Source organism: Acinetobacter sp. P1332 (assembly GCF_044057475.1).
Classification (GTDB): domain Bacteria; phylum Pseudomonadota; class Gammaproteobacteria; order Pseudomonadales; family Moraxellaceae; genus Acinetobacter; species Acinetobacter johnsonii.
Genome location: NZ_CP171157.1, coordinates 481,572 through 501,485 on the forward strand (window position 1 = coordinate 481,572; position 19,914 = coordinate 501,485).

General features: G+C 43.6%; 18 protein-coding genes, 2 tRNA genes and 3 rRNA genes. 12 read left to right on the forward strand and 11 right to left on the reverse strand.

The annotated features are described in order from the left end of the window. The first annotated feature begins 16 nt into the window (after positions 1–16). The 7 genes from ACFN7Z_RS02320 (at position 17) to ACFN7Z_RS02350 (ending at position 7,876) form a co-directional block, all read left to right on the forward strand. Positions 17–1,090, forward strand: coding sequence for a DUF6670 family protein (locus ACFN7Z_RS02320; protein WP_395442569.1), 1,074 nt, complete (start codon positions 17–19; stop codon positions 1,088–1,090). A gap of 437 nt (positions 1,091–1,527) precedes the next feature. After that, a 16S ribosomal RNA gene (locus ACFN7Z_RS02325) occupies positions 1,528–3,065 on the forward strand. A 61-nt stretch (positions 3,066–3,126) separates the two neighbouring features. Beyond that, positions 3,127–3,203: transfer RNA gene (locus ACFN7Z_RS02330), tRNA-Ile, on the forward strand. A gap of 68 nt (positions 3,204–3,271) precedes the next feature. Next, positions 3,272–3,347: transfer RNA gene (locus tag ACFN7Z_RS02335), tRNA-Ala, on the forward strand. Positions 3,348–3,742: 395 nt separating this feature from the next. Further along, positions 3,743–6,636: ribosomal RNA gene (locus ACFN7Z_RS02340) — 23S ribosomal RNA — on the forward strand. A 238-nt stretch (positions 6,637–6,874) separates the two neighbouring features. Further along, positions 6,875–6,989, forward strand: a 5S ribosomal RNA gene (gene rrf / locus ACFN7Z_RS02345). Together the 16S, 23S and 5S rRNA genes with 2 tRNA genes alongside form the textbook arrangement of a ribosomal RNA operon. 140 nt (positions 6,990–7,129) lie before the next feature. Continuing rightward, a complete protein-coding gene (locus tag ACFN7Z_RS02350) occupies positions 7,130–7,876 on the forward strand; it encodes an IS5-like element ISAba31 family transposase (protein ID WP_004645384.1) in 747 nt (248 codons plus the stop codon). 209 nt (positions 7,877–8,085) lie between these two features. Here the strand turns inward: ACFN7Z_RS02350 and ACFN7Z_RS02355 are convergent, their stop codons facing one another. The 3 genes from ACFN7Z_RS02355 to ACFN7Z_RS02365 form a co-directional block, all read right to left on the reverse strand. Beyond that, the gene (locus tag ACFN7Z_RS02355; RefSeq protein ID WP_279690409.1) at positions 8,086–9,483 is read right to left on the reverse strand and encodes a dihydrolipoyl dehydrogenase; all 1,398 of its coding nucleotides are present in this window, start codon (positions 9,481–9,483) and stop codon (positions 8,086–8,088) included. Between the two features lie 210 nt (positions 9,484–9,693). Beyond that, positions 9,694–10,119: a beta-lactamase hydrolase domain-containing protein gene (locus tag ACFN7Z_RS02360; protein ID WP_201952559.1), complete on the reverse strand. Its 426-nt coding sequence runs from the start codon at positions 10,117–10,119 to the stop codon at positions 9,694–9,696. Then, positions 10,112–10,447 carry a TIGR01244 family sulfur transferase gene (locus ACFN7Z_RS02365; protein WP_125274947.1) on the reverse strand — a complete coding sequence of 112 codons (336 nt, stop codon included), beginning with the start codon at positions 10,445–10,447 and terminating at the stop codon, positions 10,112–10,114. Before ACFN7Z_RS02365 ends, ACFN7Z_RS02360 begins: the two co-directional genes overlap by 8 nt. Before the next feature lie 124 nt (positions 10,448–10,571). Here ACFN7Z_RS02365 and ACFN7Z_RS02370 point away from each other — a divergent pair, with 124 nt between their 5' ends. From ACFN7Z_RS02370 to ACFN7Z_RS02380, 3 genes are read left to right on the forward strand one after another with little or no spacing between them, the layout of a single operon-like run. Beyond that, the gene (locus tag ACFN7Z_RS02370; protein ID WP_010327559.1) at positions 10,572–11,468 is read left to right on the forward strand and encodes an alpha/beta hydrolase; all 897 of its coding nucleotides are present in this window, start codon (positions 10,572–10,574) and stop codon (positions 11,466–11,468) included. After that, positions 11,469–11,900, forward strand: coding sequence for a thioredoxin TrxC (gene trxC, locus ACFN7Z_RS02375; protein WP_201952554.1), 432 nt, complete (start codon positions 11,469–11,471; stop codon positions 11,898–11,900). A 17-nt stretch (positions 11,901–11,917) separates the two neighbouring features. After that, entirely contained in the window at positions 11,918–12,340 is a 423-nt protein-coding gene (locus ACFN7Z_RS02380) for an acyl-CoA thioesterase (protein WP_010327557.1), read from the forward strand. A 73-nt stretch (positions 12,341–12,413) separates the two neighbouring features. Here ACFN7Z_RS02380 and ACFN7Z_RS02385 read toward each other — a convergent pair whose 3' ends face one another. The 3 genes from ACFN7Z_RS02385 to ACFN7Z_RS02395 form a co-directional block, all read right to left on the reverse strand. Next, entirely contained in the window at positions 12,414–12,911 is a 498-nt protein-coding gene (locus ACFN7Z_RS02385) for an ester cyclase (RefSeq protein ID WP_078425652.1), read from the reverse strand. 137 nt (positions 12,912–13,048) lie between these two features. Next, a complete protein-coding gene (locus tag ACFN7Z_RS02390; protein ID WP_078425653.1) occupies positions 13,049–13,549 on the reverse strand; it encodes a DUF4442 domain-containing protein in 501 nt (166 codons plus the stop codon). A gap of 28 nt (positions 13,550–13,577) precedes the next feature. Then, complete coding sequence (locus ACFN7Z_RS02395) at positions 13,578–14,066, reverse strand: YajQ family cyclic di-GMP-binding protein (RefSeq protein ID WP_004697619.1); 489 nt, start codon at positions 14,064–14,066, stop codon at positions 13,578–13,580. Positions 14,067–14,157: 91 nt separating this feature from the next. Here ACFN7Z_RS02395 and ACFN7Z_RS02400 point away from each other — a divergent pair, with 91 nt between their 5' ends. Beyond that, complete coding sequence (locus ACFN7Z_RS02400; protein WP_004983438.1) at positions 14,158–14,472, forward strand: rhodanese-like domain-containing protein; 315 nt, start codon at positions 14,158–14,160, stop codon at positions 14,470–14,472. A gap of 101 nt (positions 14,473–14,573) precedes the next feature. Here the strand turns inward: ACFN7Z_RS02400 and mnmC are convergent, their stop codons facing one another. Genes mnmC through ACFN7Z_RS02420 form a run of 4 tightly spaced genes read right to left on the reverse strand, consistent with a single transcriptional unit; the run spans position 14,574 to position 17,972 of the window. After that, positions 14,574–16,487 carry an FAD-dependent 5-carboxymethylaminomethyl-2-thiouridine(34) oxidoreductase MnmC gene (gene mnmC, locus ACFN7Z_RS02405; protein WP_395442570.1) on the reverse strand — a complete coding sequence of 638 codons (1,914 nt, stop codon included), beginning with the start codon at positions 16,485–16,487 and terminating at the stop codon, positions 14,574–14,576. Between the two features lie 30 nt (positions 16,488–16,517). Then, positions 16,518–17,021, reverse strand: a complete 504-nt coding sequence (locus tag ACFN7Z_RS02410; RefSeq protein WP_078390225.1) for a hypothetical protein — start codon at positions 17,019–17,021, stop codon at positions 16,518–16,520. Positions 17,022–17,025: 4 nt separating this feature from the next. Next, positions 17,026–17,328, reverse strand: coding sequence for a YciI family protein (locus ACFN7Z_RS02415; protein ID WP_279678817.1), 303 nt, complete (start codon positions 17,326–17,328; stop codon positions 17,026–17,028). A gap of 29 nt (positions 17,329–17,357) precedes the next feature. Continuing rightward, a complete protein-coding gene (locus tag ACFN7Z_RS02420; RefSeq protein ID WP_078390224.1) occupies positions 17,358–17,972 on the reverse strand; it encodes a septation protein IspZ in 615 nt (204 codons plus the stop codon). A 44-nt stretch (positions 17,973–18,016) separates the two neighbouring features. On the opposite strand from ACFN7Z_RS02420, the gene ACFN7Z_RS02425 reads away from it, so the two are divergent. Beyond that, positions 18,017–18,868, forward strand: a complete 852-nt coding sequence (locus tag ACFN7Z_RS02425) for a PHP domain-containing protein (protein WP_114837575.1) — start codon at positions 18,017–18,019, stop codon at positions 18,866–18,868. 67 nt (positions 18,869–18,935) lie between these two features. Here ACFN7Z_RS02425 and ACFN7Z_RS02430 read toward each other — a convergent pair whose 3' ends face one another. Beyond that, complete coding sequence (locus ACFN7Z_RS02430) at positions 18,936–19,847, reverse strand: bestrophin family protein (RefSeq protein WP_004983451.1); 912 nt, start codon at positions 19,845–19,847, stop codon at positions 18,936–18,938. Positions 19,848–19,914: the final 67 nt, after the last annotated feature.

Sequence of the window (19,914 nt, forward strand, 5' to 3'; positions counted from 1 at the left end):
GTAGAAGGAGTATGATATGTGGTTGTTTCAAGATTTTCTCGATCAGTCTAAACAACTTAATCAGGCTCCTTCACGGTCACTCCCTGCTTATCATCCGCCCAATAAAAAATATAAAATTATTCATCAAGCTTTAACCATTCCTAATCTTCCTGCACCACTACATTACTTAAATTTTTTGAGCATGATTGGTCAGCCCAATACGCCCATGTTTCGGAATAACAGTGCAATCAGAACTACACCATTAGATACTGCGACCGTATTGGCCAGCAGTAGTCCACATATGGCAGGGCAGCTGAACCGTTATTCAATTTCTGCGGAATGTTCATTTCAAGAAAAAACATTTAAATTTGCCAATAAAGAGCAGCTCATGGGAGCGTTCCCAAAATTTCAAATTCAAAGAAAAGACACAGAATTGAGTTTTGAGATTGAAATTACAACAACGCCGCTGATTTCACATTTCACCAAATTGCGTTTTGGTCTTGCTGAGCATTGGTCTGTATTGTGTCGATGTCAGGGAGAAGTTAACTATAAAGAACAGCGCTATGATATTGACCAGTTAGGGGCTTTTGAATACGCGCGCAGTATCGACTTTAGTTATTTACCCTTAGCGTTTTTCACCTATCAAGTCATTAATCTAGTGGATCAGCGTCAGTTATTGTTAGAACAAATTCGAGATTCGTTTAATCGAATTGTACAGTCACGTATCTATATACGTGATTTGCAAAAACAACAAACCCATATGTTTAATCGGATGGTTCGCTTTCAAGTTCATCGTGTTTATCCTGCTGTGAAAACTCCCAATGGGCAAAAAATGTATTTACCGCGAGAGTTTGAATGGCATTATCAAGATGAGCAGGGGCATTACATTCATCTTTACGCACAAAGTCGTGGTGATTTTAAATTTGGCTTGGCTGCGGGTTATGTAGGTAGCTTTAAATATCAACTCAAAATGGATAATTATGAGGAACAGGGCGAAAGTGGTTATTGTGAATATGTGGATTGTCGTGCATTAAAGTGGCAAGAAAAAAAATCGCACGAAAAAAATCGAAATGAAATTGGAGAAATTGTCCCGTTTTCACTCAAAAAATAAGAAAAAAGCGAAATTTTGATGAATAAGTAAACAGTTGGAGTTTTTTTTATAAATAATTGAAGGAAGGGGGGTTGTGTTGGGTGTGAAATGCTGTAGAATGCACATCCATCGGCGGTGATATTGATTAAAACTTGTTGAGAAACAAGGATTTAGCCCAAGTGGTAGAATCTGGAAGTCTTGAATAAGTTTAAAAATAATTAACAAAACCAGTTGACTTCTTCTTGAAAGAGAGTAGTATAGCCGACCTAGCTTGCTGATGACGAATCAGCAAGAAGATCATTAAGAGATTATGAAGAACAACTTGTGTGGATTTTTACTGATTGATCGATCGAAAATATTTCATTGATTGAAGGTAAAAATTACTCGAAGTTTATTTGAGAAATATTTGTCAGAAAATTGATGAGCCAAGATTTGTAGCCATAAGCTACTAATGATTTTAACTGAAGAGTTTGATCATGGCTCAGATTGAACGCTGGCGGCAGGCTTAACACATGCAAGTCGAGCGGGGAAGGGTAGCTTGCTACCTGACCTAGCGGCGGACGGGTGAGTAATGCTTAGGAATCTGCCTATTAGTGGGGGACAACATTCCGAAAGGAATGCTAATACCGCATACGCCCTACGGGGGAAAGCAGGGGATCTTCGGACCTTGCGCTAATAGATGAGCCTAAGTCAGATTAGCTAGTTGGTGGGGTAAAGGCCTACCAAGGCGACGATCTGTAGCGGGTCTGAGAGGATGATCCGCCACACTGGGACTGAGACACGGCCCAGACTCCTACGGGAGGCAGCAGTGGGGAATATTGGACAATGGGCGAAAGCCTGATCCAGCCATGCCGCGTGTGTGAAGAAGGCCTTTTGGTTGTAAAGCACTTTAAGCGAGGAGGAGGCTACTTGGATTAATACTCTAGGATAGTGGACGTTACTCGCAGAATAAGCACCGGCTAACTCTGTGCCAGCAGCCGCGGTAATACAGAGGGTGCGAGCGTTAATCGGATTTACTGGGCGTAAAGCGTGCGTAGGCGGCTTTTTAAGTCGGATGTGAAATCCCTGAGCTTAACTTAGGAATTGCATTCGATACTGGGAAGCTAGAGTATGGGAGAGGATGGTAGAATTCCAGGTGTAGCGGTGAAATGCGTAGAGATCTGGAGGAATACCGATGGCGAAGGCAGCCATCTGGCCTAATACTGACGCTGAGGTACGAAAGCATGGGGAGCAAACAGGATTAGATACCCTGGTAGTCCATGCCGTAAACGATGTCTACTAGCCGTTGGGGCCTTTGAGGCTTTAGTGGCGCAGCTAACGCGATAAGTAGACCGCCTGGGGAGTACGGTCGCAAGACTAAAACTCAAATGAATTGACGGGGGCCCGCACAAGCGGTGGAGCATGTGGTTTAATTCGATGCAACGCGAAGAACCTTACCTGGTCTTGACATAGTAAGAACTTTCCAGAGATGGATTGGTGCCTTCGGGAACTTACATACAGGTGCTGCATGGCTGTCGTCAGCTCGTGTCGTGAGATGTTGGGTTAAGTCCCGCAACGAGCGCAACCCTTTTCCTTATTTGCCAGCGGGTTAAGCCGGGAACTTTAAGGATACTGCCAGTGACAAACTGGAGGAAGGCGGGGACGACGTCAAGTCATCATGGCCCTTACGACCAGGGCTACACACGTGCTACAATGGTCGGTACAAAGGGTTGCTACCTAGCGATAGGATGCTAATCTCAAAAAGCCGATCGTAGTCCGGATTGGAGTCTGCAACTCGACTCCATGAAGTCGGAATCGCTAGTAATCGCGGATCAGAATGCCGCGGTGAATACGTTCCCGGGCCTTGTACACACCGCCCGTCACACCATGGGAATTTGTTGCACCAGAAGTAGGTAGTCTAACCGCAAGGAGGACGCTTACCACGGTGTGGCCGATGACTGGGGTGAAGTCGTAACAAGGTAGCCGTAGGGGAACCTGCGGCTGGATCACCTCCTTAACGAAAGATTGACGATTGGTAAGAATCCACAACAAGTTGTTCTTCATGACGATGTATCTGAGGGTCTGTAGCTCAGTTGGTTAGAGCACACGCTTGATAAGCGTGGGGTCACAAGTTCAAGTCTTGTCAGACCCACCAAATCTGACTAACAAGCATTGTTAAATGCTGAATACAGAAAAACAGAAACATTGACTTATTGATAAGCTGGGGACTTAGCTTAGTTGGTAGAGCGCCTGCTTTGCACGCAGGAGGTCAGGAGTTCGACTCTCCTAGTCTCCACCATATATTGTTCATCAATATATAAGCTAAGTAGTTAGATTATAGAAATTAGTAAGAAGTAGACATTAGTTTACATTTTATTAACTTCTGTGATTTATCACAGTTTCCTGACCTGACGAAGGCTGGAAAAATCATTAACAGAATATATTTGAGTTGAAATAATTTGTTCATACTCGTTTTTAAGATTGACATTAACAGTGATTTATTACTGATTGATGAAGATTGAAGAAATGAGTTACTAGCGAAATTAACTGAATCAAGCGTTTTGGTATGTGAATTGAATTGAAGCTGTACAGTGTTTAAGTACACAGAGCAACAAACTGTAAGGAAGTGATGAGAAATCATCATAGACTGTCTTAATCCTACTTGTAGGGATTAACGACTGTTTGGGGTTGTATAGTCAAGTAATTAAGTGCATGTGGTGGATGCCTTGGCAGTCAGAGGCGATGAAAGACGTAATAGCCTGCGATAAGCTCCGGGGAGGCGGCAAATATCCTGTGATCCGGAGATTTCTGAATGGGGAAACCCACCTGTCATAAGGCAGGTATCGTATGATGAATACATAGTCATACGAGGCGAACGAGGGGAAGTGAAACATCTCAGTACCCTTAGGAAAAGAAATCAATTGAGATTCCCTCAGTAGCGGCGAGCGAACGGGGAAAAGCCCATTAAGTCATATCAGTTTTAGTGGAATGCTCTGGGAAGTGCAACCATAGTGGGTGATAGTCCTGTACACGAAAGGGCTGATATGATGATGTCGAGTAGGGCGGGGCACGTGAAACCTTGTCTGAATATGGGGGGACCATCCTCCAAGGCTAAATACTCCTGACTGACCGATAGTGAACCAGTACCGTGAGGGAAAGGCGAAAAGAACCCCTGTGAGGGGAGTGAAATAGATCCTGAAACCGCATGCATACAAGCAGTGGGAGCCGACTTGTTCGGTGACTGCGTACCTTTTGTATAATGGGTCAGCGACTTACATTCAGTAGCAAGGTTAACCGCATAGGGGAGCCGTAGAGAAATCGAGTCTTAATAGGGCGTTTAGTTGCTGGGTGTAGACCCGAAACCGGGTGATCTATCCATGAGCAGGTTGAAGGTTGGGTAACACTAACTGGAGGACCGAACCCACTGTCGTTGAAAAGCCAGGGGATGACTTGTGGATAGGGGTGAAAGGCTAATCAAACTCGGTGATAGCTGGTTCTCCCCGAAAGCTATTTAGGTAGCGCCTCGGACGAATACCATTGGGGGTAGAGCACTGTTTCGGCTAGGGGGTCATCCCGACTTACCAAACCGATGCAAACTCCGAATACCAATGAGTACTATCCGGGAGACAGACTGCGGGTGCTAACGTCCGTAGTCAAGAGGAAAACAATCCAGACCGCCAGCTAAGGCCCCAAAATTATAGTTAAGTGGGAAACGATGTGGGAAGGCATAGACAGCTAGGAGGTTGGCTTAGAAGCAGCCACCCTTTAAAGAAAGCGTAATAGCTCACTAGTCGAGTCGGCCTGCGCGGAAGATGTAACGGGGCTAAAACTATATGCCGAAGCTGCGGATTTGCAATTTATTGCAAGTGGTAGGGGAGCGTTCTGTAAGCCGATGAAGGTGTATTGAGAAGTATGCTGGAGGTATCAGAAGTGCGAATGCTGACGTGAGTAACGACAATGCGAGTGAAAAACTCGCACGCTGAAAGACCAAGGGTTCCAGTCCAACGTTAATCGGGGCTGGGTGAGTCGACCCCTAAGGCGAGGCCGAGAGGCGTAGTCGATGGGAAATTGGTTAATATTCCAATACTTCTATGTAATGCGATGAGAGGACGGAGAAGGTTAAGTCAGCCTGGCGTTGGTTGTCCAGGTGGAAGGTTGTAGGCATGTATCTTAGGCAAATCCGGGGTACTCTATGCTGAGAACTGATAGCAAGCTGTACTTGTACAGTGAAGTGGCTGATACCATGCTTCCAGGAAAAGTCTCTAAGCTTCAGTTACATAGGAATCGTACCCGAAACCGACACAGGTGGTCAGGTCGAGTAGACCAAAGCGCTTGAGAGAACTCTGCTGAAGGAACTAGGCAAAATGGTACCGTAACTTCGGGAGAAGGTACGCTGCCGACGGTGATAGGATTTACTCCTTGAGCTATTGGCAGCCACAGAAACCAGGCCCCTGCAACTGTTTATTAAAAACATAGCACTCTGCAAACACGAAAGTGGACGTATAGGGTGTGATGCCTGCCCGGTGCTGGAAGGTTAATTGATGGGGTTAGCGTAAGCGAAGCTCTTGATCGAAGCCCCAGTAAACGGCGGCCGTAACTATAACGGTCCTAAGGTAGCGAAATTCCTTGTCGGGTAAGTTCCGACCTGCACGAATGGCATAATGATGGGGGCGCTGTCTCCAGCAGAGACTCAGTGAAATCGAATTCGCCGTGAAGATGCGGTGTACCCGCGGCTAGACGGAAAGACCCCGTGAACCTTTACTGCAGCTTGACATTGAACTTTGATCTTACTTGTGTAGGATAGGTGGGAGGCTTTGAAACCGAGACGCTAGTTTCGGTGGAGCCAATCTTGAAATACCACCCTGGTAATATTGAGGTTCTAACTCTGTCCCGTTATCCGGGACGAGGACCATGTCTGGTGGGTAGTTTGACTGGGGCGGTCTCCTCCTAAAGAGTAACGGAGGAGTACGAAGGTGCGCTCAGCGTGGTCGGAAATCACGCGTAGAGTATAAAGGCAAAAGCGCGCTTAACTGCGAGACCCACAAGTCGAGCAGGTACGAAAGTAGGTCTTAGTGATCCGGTGGTTCTGTATGGAAGGGCCATCGCTCAACGGATAAAAGGTACTCTGGGGATAACAGGCTGATACCGCCCAAGAGTTCATATCGACGGCGGTGTTTGGCACCTCGATGTCGGCTCATCTCATCCTGGGGCTGAAGCAGGTCCCAAGGGTATGGCTGTTCGCCATTTAAAGAGGTACGCGAGCTGGGTTTAGAACGTCGTGAGACAGTTCGGTCCCTATCTACCGTGGGCGTTGGAAATTTGAGAGGATCTGCTCCTAGTACGAGAGGACCAGAGTGGACGAACCTCTGGTGTACCGGTTGTGACGCCAGTCGCATCGCCGGGTAGCTATGTTCGGAAGGGATAACCGCTGAAAGCATCTAAGCGGGAAGCCTACCTCAAGATAAGATTTCCCTAGGACTTTATGTCCTCTAAAGAGCCGTTGAAGACTACGACGTTGATAGGTTGGATGTGGAAGCATAGTGATATGTGAAGCTGACCAATACTAATTGCTCGTGAGGCTTGACTATACAACACCCAAACAGTTGGTGTTGTGGTTCAAATCACTGCAAACAACTTGATTTAGTTATAAAGCTAGATACATGAGCGAGGAATAAACAAACATTAATTATGTTTGTCCGAGCGCAAGACATAAAGCTATGCTTTATGTTAAAATCAACTCAAATATACCTGTTAATAACTCATTTGATGAAAGTTAGGCATACACAATGTGTAAATAAGACCAAACGAATAGTCATAAACAGTTGTGCTGGCGACAATAGCAAGAGTGAACCACCTGATCCCTTCCCGAACTCAGAAGTGAAACCTCTTAGCGCTGATGGTAGTGTGGAGTTATCCATGTGAGAGTAAGTCATCGCCAGCTCATTAATTCTAAATCCCCCTCCGCTTAAAGCAGAGGGGGATTTTTTTATGCTGAATATATTAGGGTGTGTTGACACTTTTAGCTTAAAAAAATAGCGAAGTAGTAAAATCAAATCGCCAAACCCAATTTTACCATTCGCTATGCCTCGTACCATGCTGACAGATCAACACTGGCAAAAGTTGAAAGTTATTCTGCGTAATTTATCCATTCACCACAACTCAAATTTACGCAATTTTATTGAAGCTATTCTCTATAGAATTAGAACAGGCTGTCCGTGGCGAGATATTCCTTGTTGTTTTGGTCATTCAAACTCTATTTTCAAACGTTTTAATCGTTGGTCAAGCAGCGGTAAGTTACTTAGATTATTCAAATTACTAGCCTCATGCCCCGATATGGAGTGGATTTTTATTGATGGCTCTCATGTACGTGCTCATCAACATTCTGCCGGCATAGCGAATCAATCTATTTCTAAAAGTGTAGGAGGAAACTCCTCAAAAATACATTTGATTGTTGATGCACATGGCAATCCTATTGATTTCATGATTACCGATGGAACCACACATGATGTTAAAGTTGCACCTGATTTAATATCAACATTAGATTTAAAAGAGACAAAAGTGGTATGTGCAGATAAAGGCTATGATTCAGAACCACTGCGTGAACAGATCAGGAAAACAGGGACTAAAGCGAATATACCAAAGAAAACAAATAGCCAATCGAACAATGACCATATGGACTGGTATTTATATAAAATCAGGCATTTAGTTGAAAATATGTTTTGTAGATTAAAGCAATTTAGAGGAATAGCTACTCGATATGACAAGCTCAAAAGAAATTATCAAAGTTCTGTTGCTTTAGCCTGTATATTTTTATGGCTACCTTTATAGGGTTAATTATGAACAGTAAATGTCAACAGACCCTAAATAATATAAATAAAGAATTATTAAGTGGGAAAGAAGAGAATTAGATGAAAAGAGCTGGAAATAAGCTATCTATAAGGGCCTAAATAGTAAAAAGCCAGCATTTGCTGGCTTTTATATCTTATTTGATGAAATCATTTAATTGCACACAGAAAATCTTATTAAAAGAACATGCATCATGAATTTCGCAGTTTAGGTATCGTATCTAGCTGTCGGCGTGCATGCTTTAATGCTGTTCTTAAACCTTCTTCAATAGTTGGGTGATAAAATGGTTTTTCCAAAATTTCATCGACGGTCAGTTTTTCTGAAATCATCCACGCCAGTAAATGGGCCAAATGTTCAGTAGAGTCTGTGAGTAATTCAGCACCTAGTAGCTTACGGCTGCTTTTATCCACATAAACCTCGATGGCCCCATGGTTTTTACCTAAAACTAATGCACGTCCTTGTTTGACATAAGAGACTTCGCCGATGACAAAATTGATAGGTGCACTTTGTAGTTGCTTAAAGTTTTGTCCAACCATTGCCATTTCCGGACTACTAAACACGATGCCTAAAGGCGTTAGAGTTTTGCATGATTCTATAGTGGGAAAGTTCAATGCATTTTTTACCGAAACTTTACCTTCGTGTGCGGCTTCATGTTGTAGTGGAGTATCAGTATATGCATCGCCAATGATAAAAATCGGGTAGTCTGCAAGTTGTTTGGTCTCAGAATCAACAGGTAAATGTTTTAAGTCCGTGAATGAGGTATCGATATTTTCGAGTTTAAGGGTATTTAAAAGACTACTTCGTCCTGTGGCAACCAGTAAGTAATCAACGTTGAGTGTTTTAGACTGACCATTTTCAGTAAACCTAAGTTCAACTTGATTATTTATATACTTAACCTCTGTGGGTAAAACTTCGAAGTTGATCTCAAGTTCGGTGCTAATTTCTGTTTGTGCCAACAGCTGTAATTTCGGACTGGTGAGAACACCGACTTTACGGCTGCGTGCAAACACGGTGGTCTTGACCCCAAGTCGTTGCATGGCTTGGGCAAGTTCAATCGCGATGACACCACTACCAACGACCGCTAAAGAATTGGGTAAAGCATTTAATTCAAAGATTTGATCGGAGGTGATGAGCCGATCACCGAGTTCATCCTTCCATGCTGGGTCAAAGCTAGGGGTGGAGCCTACAGCTAAAATAAAGCTTTTGGCTTGGTAGTGTTGCCCATTAACTTCGACTGTTTTTGAATCGAGAAAGCGAGCACGGCCCTGAATTTTATGGGACTCAGGCCAGCTCTCTACGGTTTTAAGGGTACTATGAGTAAAGCGATCACGGAGTTTTTGTACGTGTTGCATGACCTGACTGCGGTCTATTTTTGACTCTACTTGCAATCCCACACGATCCGCATGTTGAATATCATGCATGCGATTTGCTGTAGAAATTAGCACTTTTGACGGCATGCAGCCGACACGTGCACAAGTGGTGTCCCATGGCCCATCATTAATGATTAATAGATTTTGTGTGGACTTCACGGCTTGTTGGTAGGCTGCGATACCCGCAGTTCCAGCCCCAATAATAATCAGATCATACATAAGCAAACGTTTATCTAAGCGAGACATACTCTATAGTTAACATATTCAGGGCTGTAGATGATTATATTTTGTAAAAAAAACGGCACTAGATGCCGTATTCACTTTCATTTGACTTATAAGCCAGTGCCAACGCTTACCCCAACGGTAGGACGGACATTCATTGAGCTACATGCTGTCATTAAGGTACAGCAGAGTAAAAGCAGCAACAGTTTATTCATGGAGTAATCCTCGTTGTTTTGCCTGATTGAACAGCAGACTAGAGCGAGCACCACTCTTACAGACCATTAAAATAGGCTTGGGCAATTCATTATAATATTTAGCAAATTCGACCACATCTGTTTCAGAAATTTTACTGCTGGTAACCGGTTGGTAAATTACGCTGACTTTGGACTGTTCCGCAATATTACGCAGTTGATCAACGCGAACGGTATTACCTTGTTCTTGATCTGGTCGATTGACTATGACCGACTTAAAGCCTTGTTTCATCAATTGTTGAAACTTATCTTGGGTCATTTCCCCTGAAATACTGAGCTGTGGGCTGAGTGCTTGACTCAGGTTATTCGTTGCCGCCCATAATGCACTGCTTGTTAAAATCAGAGCAGTGCAGATGACACTTTTAAACAACCGTTTAGTCATCTAACAGGTCCATTTGTTTCGCCAGTTGGTATAAGTTGTTTGAACGATTACCAGTACGGCAGAACATTAAAACAGGTTTTGGTAGCTCATTGAAATGATTGGCAAAAGTGCGTACATCCATTTCTGTGATTTGCCCTGCAACCACAGGTTGATAGACATAATCGAGGCCTGCAACACGTGCTGCTTCTTCAATTTGAGCGCTGGTCGGTTGTTCTGCGCCACCTTCCATATCTGGGCGGTTATTGATCACAGATTTAAACCCTTTTTCAACCACTTGAACCAAATGTTCTGGGCCAATTTGACCTGCAAAGCCTACATTTTCGCTCATGCTGTCACTCCAAAATTAAACTAATCGAGATATGCTTTATGATAGCATTAAGCTGAAAGTTCAGCCTATGCTGTTGAAATATTTATAAGCGATTACAACCATAAAATAACGCAATGGAGCAGGTATGCACGCCTATACCGTTGAACCACTATATGTCAAAAGTGGCCAAGAGGTCATTGCTGCGGATTTTTATCGTCCGAAAACCGAAGAAAAACCAGCAGTGATTGTGATGGCCCATGGCTTGGCTGGGCTGCGCCAATTCAAACTAATCCAATTTGCGCAGCGTTTTGCACAAGCGGGTTATGCAGTCGTGTTATTTGACTACCGTTATTGGGGCGGGAGTACGGGGCGCCCAAGAGAGCTGGTGTCGATTAAAAAGCAGCTCGAAGACTGGCGCACCATGATTAACCACCTCAAAGAACGTAAGTCGATCGATAGTCGACGGATCGTGCTGTGGGGGACGGCACTCAGCGGTGGATATGTACTCGATATTGCTGCAGAGTTCAAAAATGTTCAGGCGGTGATGGCGCAAGTGCCTTTTGTCGATGGTGCTGAAAGTGCCAAGCTTTACCCGTTACAGCAACTCCCGAAAGCGTTAAAGCTGTCCAGCCAAGATTATATGGGGGGGAAAGTGGGGATGTCCCCGACCACTTTACCTGTGGTTAATCCACGAGAGTTATGTTTTTTACCGACGCAAGATGCGTATTTGGGTTATCGTTCGATTATTAATCCTGATTATTATTGGAGTGGTGAGATACCTGCCCGATTATTTTTTAATTTAATTCGTTATCGTCCGATTCAAAATGTCAGACAAATTAATATTCCTGTACTTTTCATTGCCGCCAAGCATGATAGTTTAATTCCGATTGAATCCAGTCGTGAAGCAGCTACCAATATTGCCCCTTTTGTTCAATATCATGAATGGGAGATGCAGCATTTTGATATTTATCATGCCAGTTGGTTTGAAAAAGCCATTTCGACCCAATTAGAATTCTTACATCAACATATTGGAGTCAACTAAATGATTATCGTCTGTCCGACCTGTATGGCAAAAAATCGTGTCCCTGAAGAGAAGCTGAATGCTAATCCGAGTTGTGGTCAATGCCACGCAGCGCTTTTACCTGCGGCACCGATTGAATTGAATGAGCAGAATTTTAGCCAGTTCATTAGCCATAGCGATTTGCCTGTATTTATTGATTTATGGGCAGAGTGGTGTGGTCCATGTAAAATGATGGCTCCGCACTTTGCTGAAGTGGCGAAACAAAATCCACAAGTGATTTTTGCCAAAATTAATACCGAAGAATCTCCACGATTAAGTAGTGCCTTTAATGTGCGAAGTATTCCAACCTTAGTTTTAATGAATAAAACTACTGAAATTGCTAGAATAAGCGGCGCGCTCCGTGCGCCACAATTGCAACAATGGTTAGATCAACAGTTGCAAGCCCAGTCATAACGAAAATTGGAGTCAACGTGTCAGAGATTCATGTGAAACCAGAAGGGATGCTATCTCTTCAAACGATTGCAATGCCAGCTGATACCAACTGGAGTGGAGATGTGTTTGGTGGTTGGATTGTGTCACAAATGGATTTGGCCGGCGCAATTCACGCAGAACGCTTTAGTAAAGGGCGTTGTGCAACGATTTCAATTAATCAGATGACGTTCTTGGTCCCTGTCAAAGTCGGGGACGTGATTAGTTGTTATACTAAAATTTTAAAAGTAGGCAATACGTCTATTCAGATGGAAATTGAAGTGTGGGATAGCCATGACAGTTCACGTCCACCTGTACGTGTGACTGAAGGTGTATTTACCTTTGTTGCAGTTGATGTCAAAGGCAATAAACGTCAGATTCCAGCGGATGTTAAAGAAAAGTTCCTTGCAAGCCAATCCAACTAAAGCTTGAGTTGGTCTGCAAAAAAAGCCAGTGTAATCACTGGCTTTTTATTGCTATTCCATGCAGTCCGATGGATTAAAACATAGTATTGCGGTTGGCGGACTCCGCGGGAATGCTTTGTATCACATCCCAATGTTCTACAATTTTGCCTTGTTCGACGCGGAAAATATCGACAACGGCCTCACCACGATCTTGTGCATTTTGAGTGGAATGTACATGGAGCACCACCAAATCACCTTCGGCTACGACACGCTTGATGGTGTTTTTTGCATCTGGATGTTCTTTAAAGTACTGGGTGAAGTAGTTTACAAAAGGTGCTTTGCCGTCTGCTACATAGGGATTATGTTGAATGTATTGTGTACCAATATAGCGGTCAGAATAGGTTTGAACCTGATGTTTGCTAAAAACCCCTTCATAGAAGTCCACTACAATTTTTTTATTTTGTTCGGTCAGGGCAGGGGTCGAATAGTCATTCGGCGTTGTTGAAACCAATGTATTGGCGGGATTGTGCTGTTGGCAGGCCACCAGCCCTAAAGAAAATAAGGCAGTCGCTAAAATTAGTCTTTTTTTCATTAAGTCAGCTCAAATATTCATGTTATGTAGCATGATTTTGAGCTGAGTCGAAGTAAAGATATAGTAAATTTTAGTCGCAGCTTTAGCGTAATGTTGTAAATTTTATACTTACTAAACAGTAAGTTATATTTACATTTTTACTTTTTTAATGATGCTTTGTCGAGCCATGCCCATAACATTTCACATTGAACAGGTGCTTCACCCGATTCATCCATCACTGTCACAGAAACTAAAGTTTCACCTCTGGCGGTGGTTTGCATCAACTGCTGCTGTTCTGGTGTTAAGGTGGCTGTCGCTGTCATGGCACCTTTACTTGGACGTTTAAAGTCAACGTGCATGCTTTTAATCAGAACGATGCAATGATCAGGCACATTCATCCCTGTTACAAAACCTGTTGCCGTTTCAGCAATTAAGGCCATGGCACAGGCATGCAGCTGACCAATATGGTTTTGCATGGCACGGTGATTTTCGATTTTGACTACGACTTCGCTGTGACTGACTTGCAAATAACGAATATTGGCACTGCCGACCATGGGAACTATGCGACCAAAAGCTTGACTCCATAATCGCGTACGCAACGCTTTCGGCAAGCGTGACGTGGTTTTTACAAGTTTTGATAAGCGATTGGCCTTTGGCATAGTTACCTCAAATGATCAAACAAGAGTATTAGTCTTTAAAGTTATTGAACTGTAAAGGCAGACCAAATTGTTGTTCTTTTAAAAAGGTCATTACTTGCTGTAATGTATCGCGCTTTTTATCAGTCACACGAATTTTGTCGCCTTGAATTGAAGATTGCACTTTAATGCCGCTTTCTTTAATGGCCTTGTTAATTTTTTTTGCGGTATCTGAGTCAAGTCCGTCTTTTAATTTCACCACTTGAAGTACATTTTTACCTGAAGCAGTCATTTTTTGTGGATCAAGCGCTTGAATATCGACTTTACGCTTAAAGAAATGGTTCTCTAACATGGTATAAACTTGTTCACACTGGAAATCACTTTCAGTTGAGATTTTGATTTCTTTGTTTTTTTCATTGAGTTCAATTGAAACGTCCTGACCACGGAAGTCGAAACGGGTTGCGATTTCCTTTTGGGTGTTCTGAACGGCATGATTTACTTCAAAAATTTCTAATTCTGAAACAATATCAAAAGATGGCATGGATTAAACCTTTACAAATGGAAAGAATATCTGAGATGCTAGGGATGTTTTCTTCATTTGCCAAGTGTTGTTTACATCAAAGGAGTGCGCAATGATCCGTAAACAAGAAATTACAACATTTGAGTTCCCAGAGGATGCGATCATCTGGGATGTACGCGATTCAAGTGCTTATGCTGAAGCACACGTGAAAGGGGCGATTAATCAGCCAATCACAGAACTTTCAGCACAGAGCCTTACTCAAGTGTCGACGGATCAACCGATTTACATTTTATGTGGTGGCGGTAGTAAAGCGCCACGTGCTGCAGAGTTACTCGAAGGTTTTGACAGTGCGCGTGAGTATGTGATTTTAATGGGTGGTACCCGTGCTGCTCGTGATGCTGGTTTAGCCTTAGAACAAAGTAATTAAGCAGAAGCAAAAAAAGCGCCGTCAGGCGCTTTTTTAATGTCTTAGAAATTTACATTTCTCTATTTATAGCTCTATATGCTGTACTTGAGTCATAAGCAGAACTAAGACTGCGCTTTAAAATAAGGCTTTTTGGCTTTGAGCTTTTTATGGAATCGGGTCGGACTGAGCTTTTGTAGCAGTGACTCAGGAACGGGGCAGGCCTCTTTCAGTATCTGCGCCGCTAAAATTTCACTACATAAAGGTGCAAACAAAAAGCCTTTAGAGCCCAAGCCCGCAAAGCTATAAATTTCAGTCTGTTCAGACATTTTTCCAAGGACTGGAAAATAGTCCAAACTTTGCGCACGAACGGATGCACGGCCTTGCCAAGTCCTCACATCAGGAAGCGATTGTGCATAATCTGGAAAGACACTGTGGATAAGCTCGTAGTTATGCACATGGTCTTCAAGCAAAACATCGTTGTCATCCCGATTGGGATAGAAGGATGCACCTAAGATGAGCTGTTGAGCGTCCAGCTGCATACAGTAGCCGCCATAGCTATAAGCTTGATTGAGGGCTAAAGGTTGTGCAGTATTCTCCACCCAACTGACTTGTCCGCGTATGGGCTTCAGCACAGGATATTGCTCAAAGAAAGCAGCCGTGTGGCATGCACAACACACAATCACATGATCAAACTGACCTAAAGATTGGGCTTGTGCATTGAAAAGTTCATTGTGCGCTGGATTGATTTGAGTAATGTTGGCTTGTACGAACTGAATCAGCGGATGCGCTAAGATTTGATCTCTGAGTTGATGTGGCGAGACAGCGCCCGCTTCGGTTAAATTCAGACTTGTATATTCAGTGATTAACGCACAATCAGCAGCGGTTTTGGCTGTCAGAAGACCCGCAGGATATTGTTGTTCGAGTTCGAGTAAGTCTTCGGCTTTTTTCAGTGCCAGTTGATGTACTTGAATGGGGCGAAAAGCTTGAAACTTGGGATAGTGCTGTAAAGCATGTTGCCAAGCCAAGGTCATTAAATGTTCATGACTTTGTTCAATCGGACAAAGTTTGGGGTTGAGTAAGGCCAGCGGATTGCCTGAACCTCCTACAAGTGGCTCAGATTGGTCGTAGAGCGTGACTTGGTGTCCGCGCTCAGCAAAGGCCCATGCACTAGTTAAACCTGCAATCCCTGCGCCAATGATAGCAATTTGGCGTTGTTTAAAAGCGTGTAGTACTTGATCGGGTTGATTTTGATTTAATACTGATTGGGTATCTACAGCGTCTGATGTATTTTCAGGCTCAGCAGCTAACCAAATGGCTTTCAGCATTTCGCGTTTATGCTTATAGCCGCGCGGACGTGAAATAGAAATACCATGCTGTGTTAAACCACGTTTGAGTACGCCTGCGACACTAAATGAAGAAAATGTCGTTCCAATACCAGATAGGCGAACGATGTGATTCAGTACTTGCTCTTCCCATATGTCTGGGTTACAGGCAGGCGCAAAACCATCGAGGAACCATGCGTTAACGCGACTGGTTTTTGCCATACTGGGGAAAACATCGTGGGCATCGCCTAACCAAAGGTCAAGGCTAAAACGTTCCTCAGGGAAGCTCAAGCGATGACAACCCGCAATTGGGTGCGGGTACTGTGCAATCAGTTGATCGGCGATCGGTTTGAGTTCAGGCCAGACATTGAGTGCACGTATCAGATCCGTTTTAGACAGCGGAAATTTTTCAACTGAAATGGCATGAAGGTGACTGTGGTTATTTGGGCGCACCTGTTGCCAAAGTTGCCAAAGCGCCAAGATGTTGAGTCCTGTGCCAAAGCCTGTTTCACCAACACTAAAATATTCAAAGGGCTGGAGATTGGACAGACGCTCAGGTAAATCATTGCCATTTAAAAACACATGGCGAGTTTCGAGTAGACCATTGTCTTTGGAAAAATAGACATCGCCAAATTTTTTTGAGACTGGCACATCTATGCCATCAATCTGTTGCCACTCTAAATCGGCAGTTTGAATTGCACGCGACACAACCACAGCACCCTATTGTTTTCAATAGGGCTTAGCTTACCACTGACGACGACGTTTGGTATAAACGTAACTGGCAATTAAGAAACCCAGTAATACACCAACAGCGATGGTTGCCGCACCGTAGAGGAACATTTGCGCACTACGTTCGCTTTGTAAGACCTGAACTTGTACACCGAGGCTATCATTTTTGAGTTGAAGCTCTTGGTTTTGCGCCAAAGCATCGAGATTGGCTTTTTCCAATTGTGCAAGACGTGAAGCTTGGTCTTTGACCAATGCTTTGACTTTGGCATCTTGCAATGCTTTGTTCTTTGCCAGTTGTTCAGCGGTGAGTGGTTTGGCTTCTTGCGGTTGACCTGTTGGGCTAACTGTGGCCACCGCAGGAATGATTTTCGGTTGAGTCGTACTGCCTTGCACTTGAACAGGTGCGGCAGTCGTTGCTGGTACAGCAGGGGCTACACTTGGGGCAGGAGCGGTTTCAACGGCCCACGCCATAGAAGAAAGAAGAGATAAGCCCAATAAGCTTGTGACAACAACGCGCATGACCTTATCCTTGAGGGAATGCTTTATTAAATGGTTTAACATCAATCTGACGATAAACCCCTGCTTTTAAGAATGGCTCTTCCTGTAACCAGACATCGAGTGTTTCACGGGAGTCAAAGTCAACAATGATTGTACTGCCGTAAAAGCCTGCTTGCGGATTGCTTGGATCTTTCGGCATCGCTCCTGCAACAATTAAACGACCTTCATCATTGAGCTTTTGTAAACGAGCAAGATGTTCTGGACGTGTAGCAAGACGTTTTTCGACTGTACCTTCTTGATCGGTACATGTGACGACGAATAGCGGCATAAGAGTTCTCGATGTATATTCTGGCTAAATTACTCTTCAGAAGATTTAAAGTATTTACGCAATACAATAAACTGAATAATGATAAAGGAAAACATCACGATCATGTCACCAAAAGCCGTGAATTCTCCCCAATATTTTCCGTCCATAAATAAAAATGCGAAAAATACGTGTAAAAAAGACATGAGGGCAAACATAGCAGCCCATGCAAAGTTTAAATTTATCCAACCCGAGTCGGATAAATTGAAGATTGGGCCGAACAAGCGTTTGATCAGCGGTTTGCGTTCTTTGCCAAAATAAGGAGAAAGTAAGAAAGCGCCTGAGAAAATAATATTCAGTAAGGCCGCTTTGAGTTTGATGTAAAAGTCATCCGACAGCATTAAGGTGACACCGCCGAAAATAACCGTCATAAACAACACAATCCACTGTTGTTTGTCTAAACGGAACTTTTGCATGAAGAACAGTGCGCCGTAAACCACCAGCATCGAAATGATCAAACCTGTGGTCGCTACAAGAATATTATTATTATCGACACCCCCAGCAGAACCAATCAATTGGAGCAATGGGTGATCAGTATTTTTAGGATCTACAGTTTTATATAAATAAAAGAAAATTATCAGCGGCACAAAGTCTAAAAGTGCTTTCATGTTAGAGTATCTAAATCTGTTCAAATAAATAGCTAGTATAAGTGATGGAAGGCGTAGATTTACATACTCACAGCAATATTTCTGATGGTACTTTCACACCGAAGCAATTGGTTGATGCTGCCGCGGAAAAAGGCATCCACACCTTGGCTTTGACAGACCATGACACCATGGATGGTCTTGCGTTGGCAGAGTTGGCTGCAAAGTCGCATGCGATGCGTATTATTTCGGGGGTAGAAATTTCGAGTCAGTGGTCGAGACCCTCAACCCAGAAAAACTATGGTGTGCATGTGGTTGCATTGAATATGCAAGACTTAGAACCACTGCAAAAATGCCTTGAACAGCAAAAACAAATACGTGCGCGACGCGCTAAACAAATCTGTGATTTGTTGATTCCATTGATTGGTGAAGATATTTATCTCGATGTTTTGGCAAAAGTTGAGCAGATGCCTGATCGTGTGACTCGAACCCATATTGCCAAGACCTTGGTTGAAAAAAAGTATGTGAGCCGTGCACAACAAGCGTTTGATAAATATATTAAGGAAGGTAAGAAAGCCTATGTGAAATTTGATGGGCTGGGCTTAGAAGAAACCATTCAAGTGATTCATGCCAGTGGTGGTTTTGCAGTATTGGCGCATCCGACACGGTATGATTTATCTGCTACGAACATTCGTTATCTGATTGAAATATTTGCGCAGTTTGGTGGGGATGCGGTTGAATTGCCGCCCAATGTCGAACCGACATCTACCCGTCAAATGGTGGATCGGATGATTGCCGAGCATGGTTTAAAAGTATCGGTTGGGAGTGACTTTCATGGCGACAATATGCCGTGGATTAAGTTGGGCAATATTCCCAGAGTCAAAGACGGACAAGTGGGGATTTGGGAAAGTTTTGTTTAAAGAGTACTGGTCATTCCCACCTTCTCCAAGAGCTATCTAGCATAAGAGAAGGTAAGCGTGCGCTCGATTAGAGTAGATTATTGTCTTGTGCTTGAATGGGGGGTGGAGTCGGTTTACCTAAAGTCCCAAGCAGTTCAATTTCGATGGTACGTACCATCGAGTCCAGCGGCAAGTCATTACTTTGCGTTCCGAAAGGTTCTTCAATTTCCGAACTCAAAGCATCGAGTCCTAAGAAAGTATAGGCCAATACACCAACCAATAGTGGGGTGAAAATACCCAAGGTTGAACCCAAGCTAAACGGTAAAATGAGACAGAAAAAATACACCGTACGATTGAGTAATACCGAGTACGCAAAAGGTAGTGGCGTTGTCGCAATACGGTCACAACCAGTTTGCACCACACTCAAGTCAGCAACGTGCTGGTTCAGCTGGGCATAGACAATGTCACTAATTTCACCTTCTTTTAATGCCTGCATCAACTCCCACTGAATCAGACTGAGCGTATACTGTGGGGCATTGGCTTGTTGATACAGCTGAGTCAATGCATTTTGACTTAAGCCACTGGTTTCTACCAATTCTGTTGGATTGGCTGTTTGATGACGTAAACGGTCACGCAAGACATTGGCAAAGACAATCACATGTTGAATTACACGTTCACGACGACCTTGGGTCAAGATACGACAGTCACGGTCAAAGTGACGTGAATTGGCAATTAAAATACCCCATAGCTTCCGTGCTTCCCACCAACGGTCATAGCAGGCACTATTTTTAAAGCCGAGGAAAATGGAAAGTACCACCCCAATGAGAGTGAAGCCGACCAAGGGCAGTTCAGGGAAATGAAAATAGCCGACATAGGACAAAATCCCAATAATGGCAGAGACCAACATGACCACGCCCAAAGGGGGTAAAACTTTGGGAAGAATGGTGCCACGCCATGAAAAAAGCACCTTAAAAATACTGGGCTGATCACGCACAATCATGTGATTAGAATTCTTTTACAATTTTGCTTGATCTTCATATTTGTCACCGTATTTGTCAATCATTTGT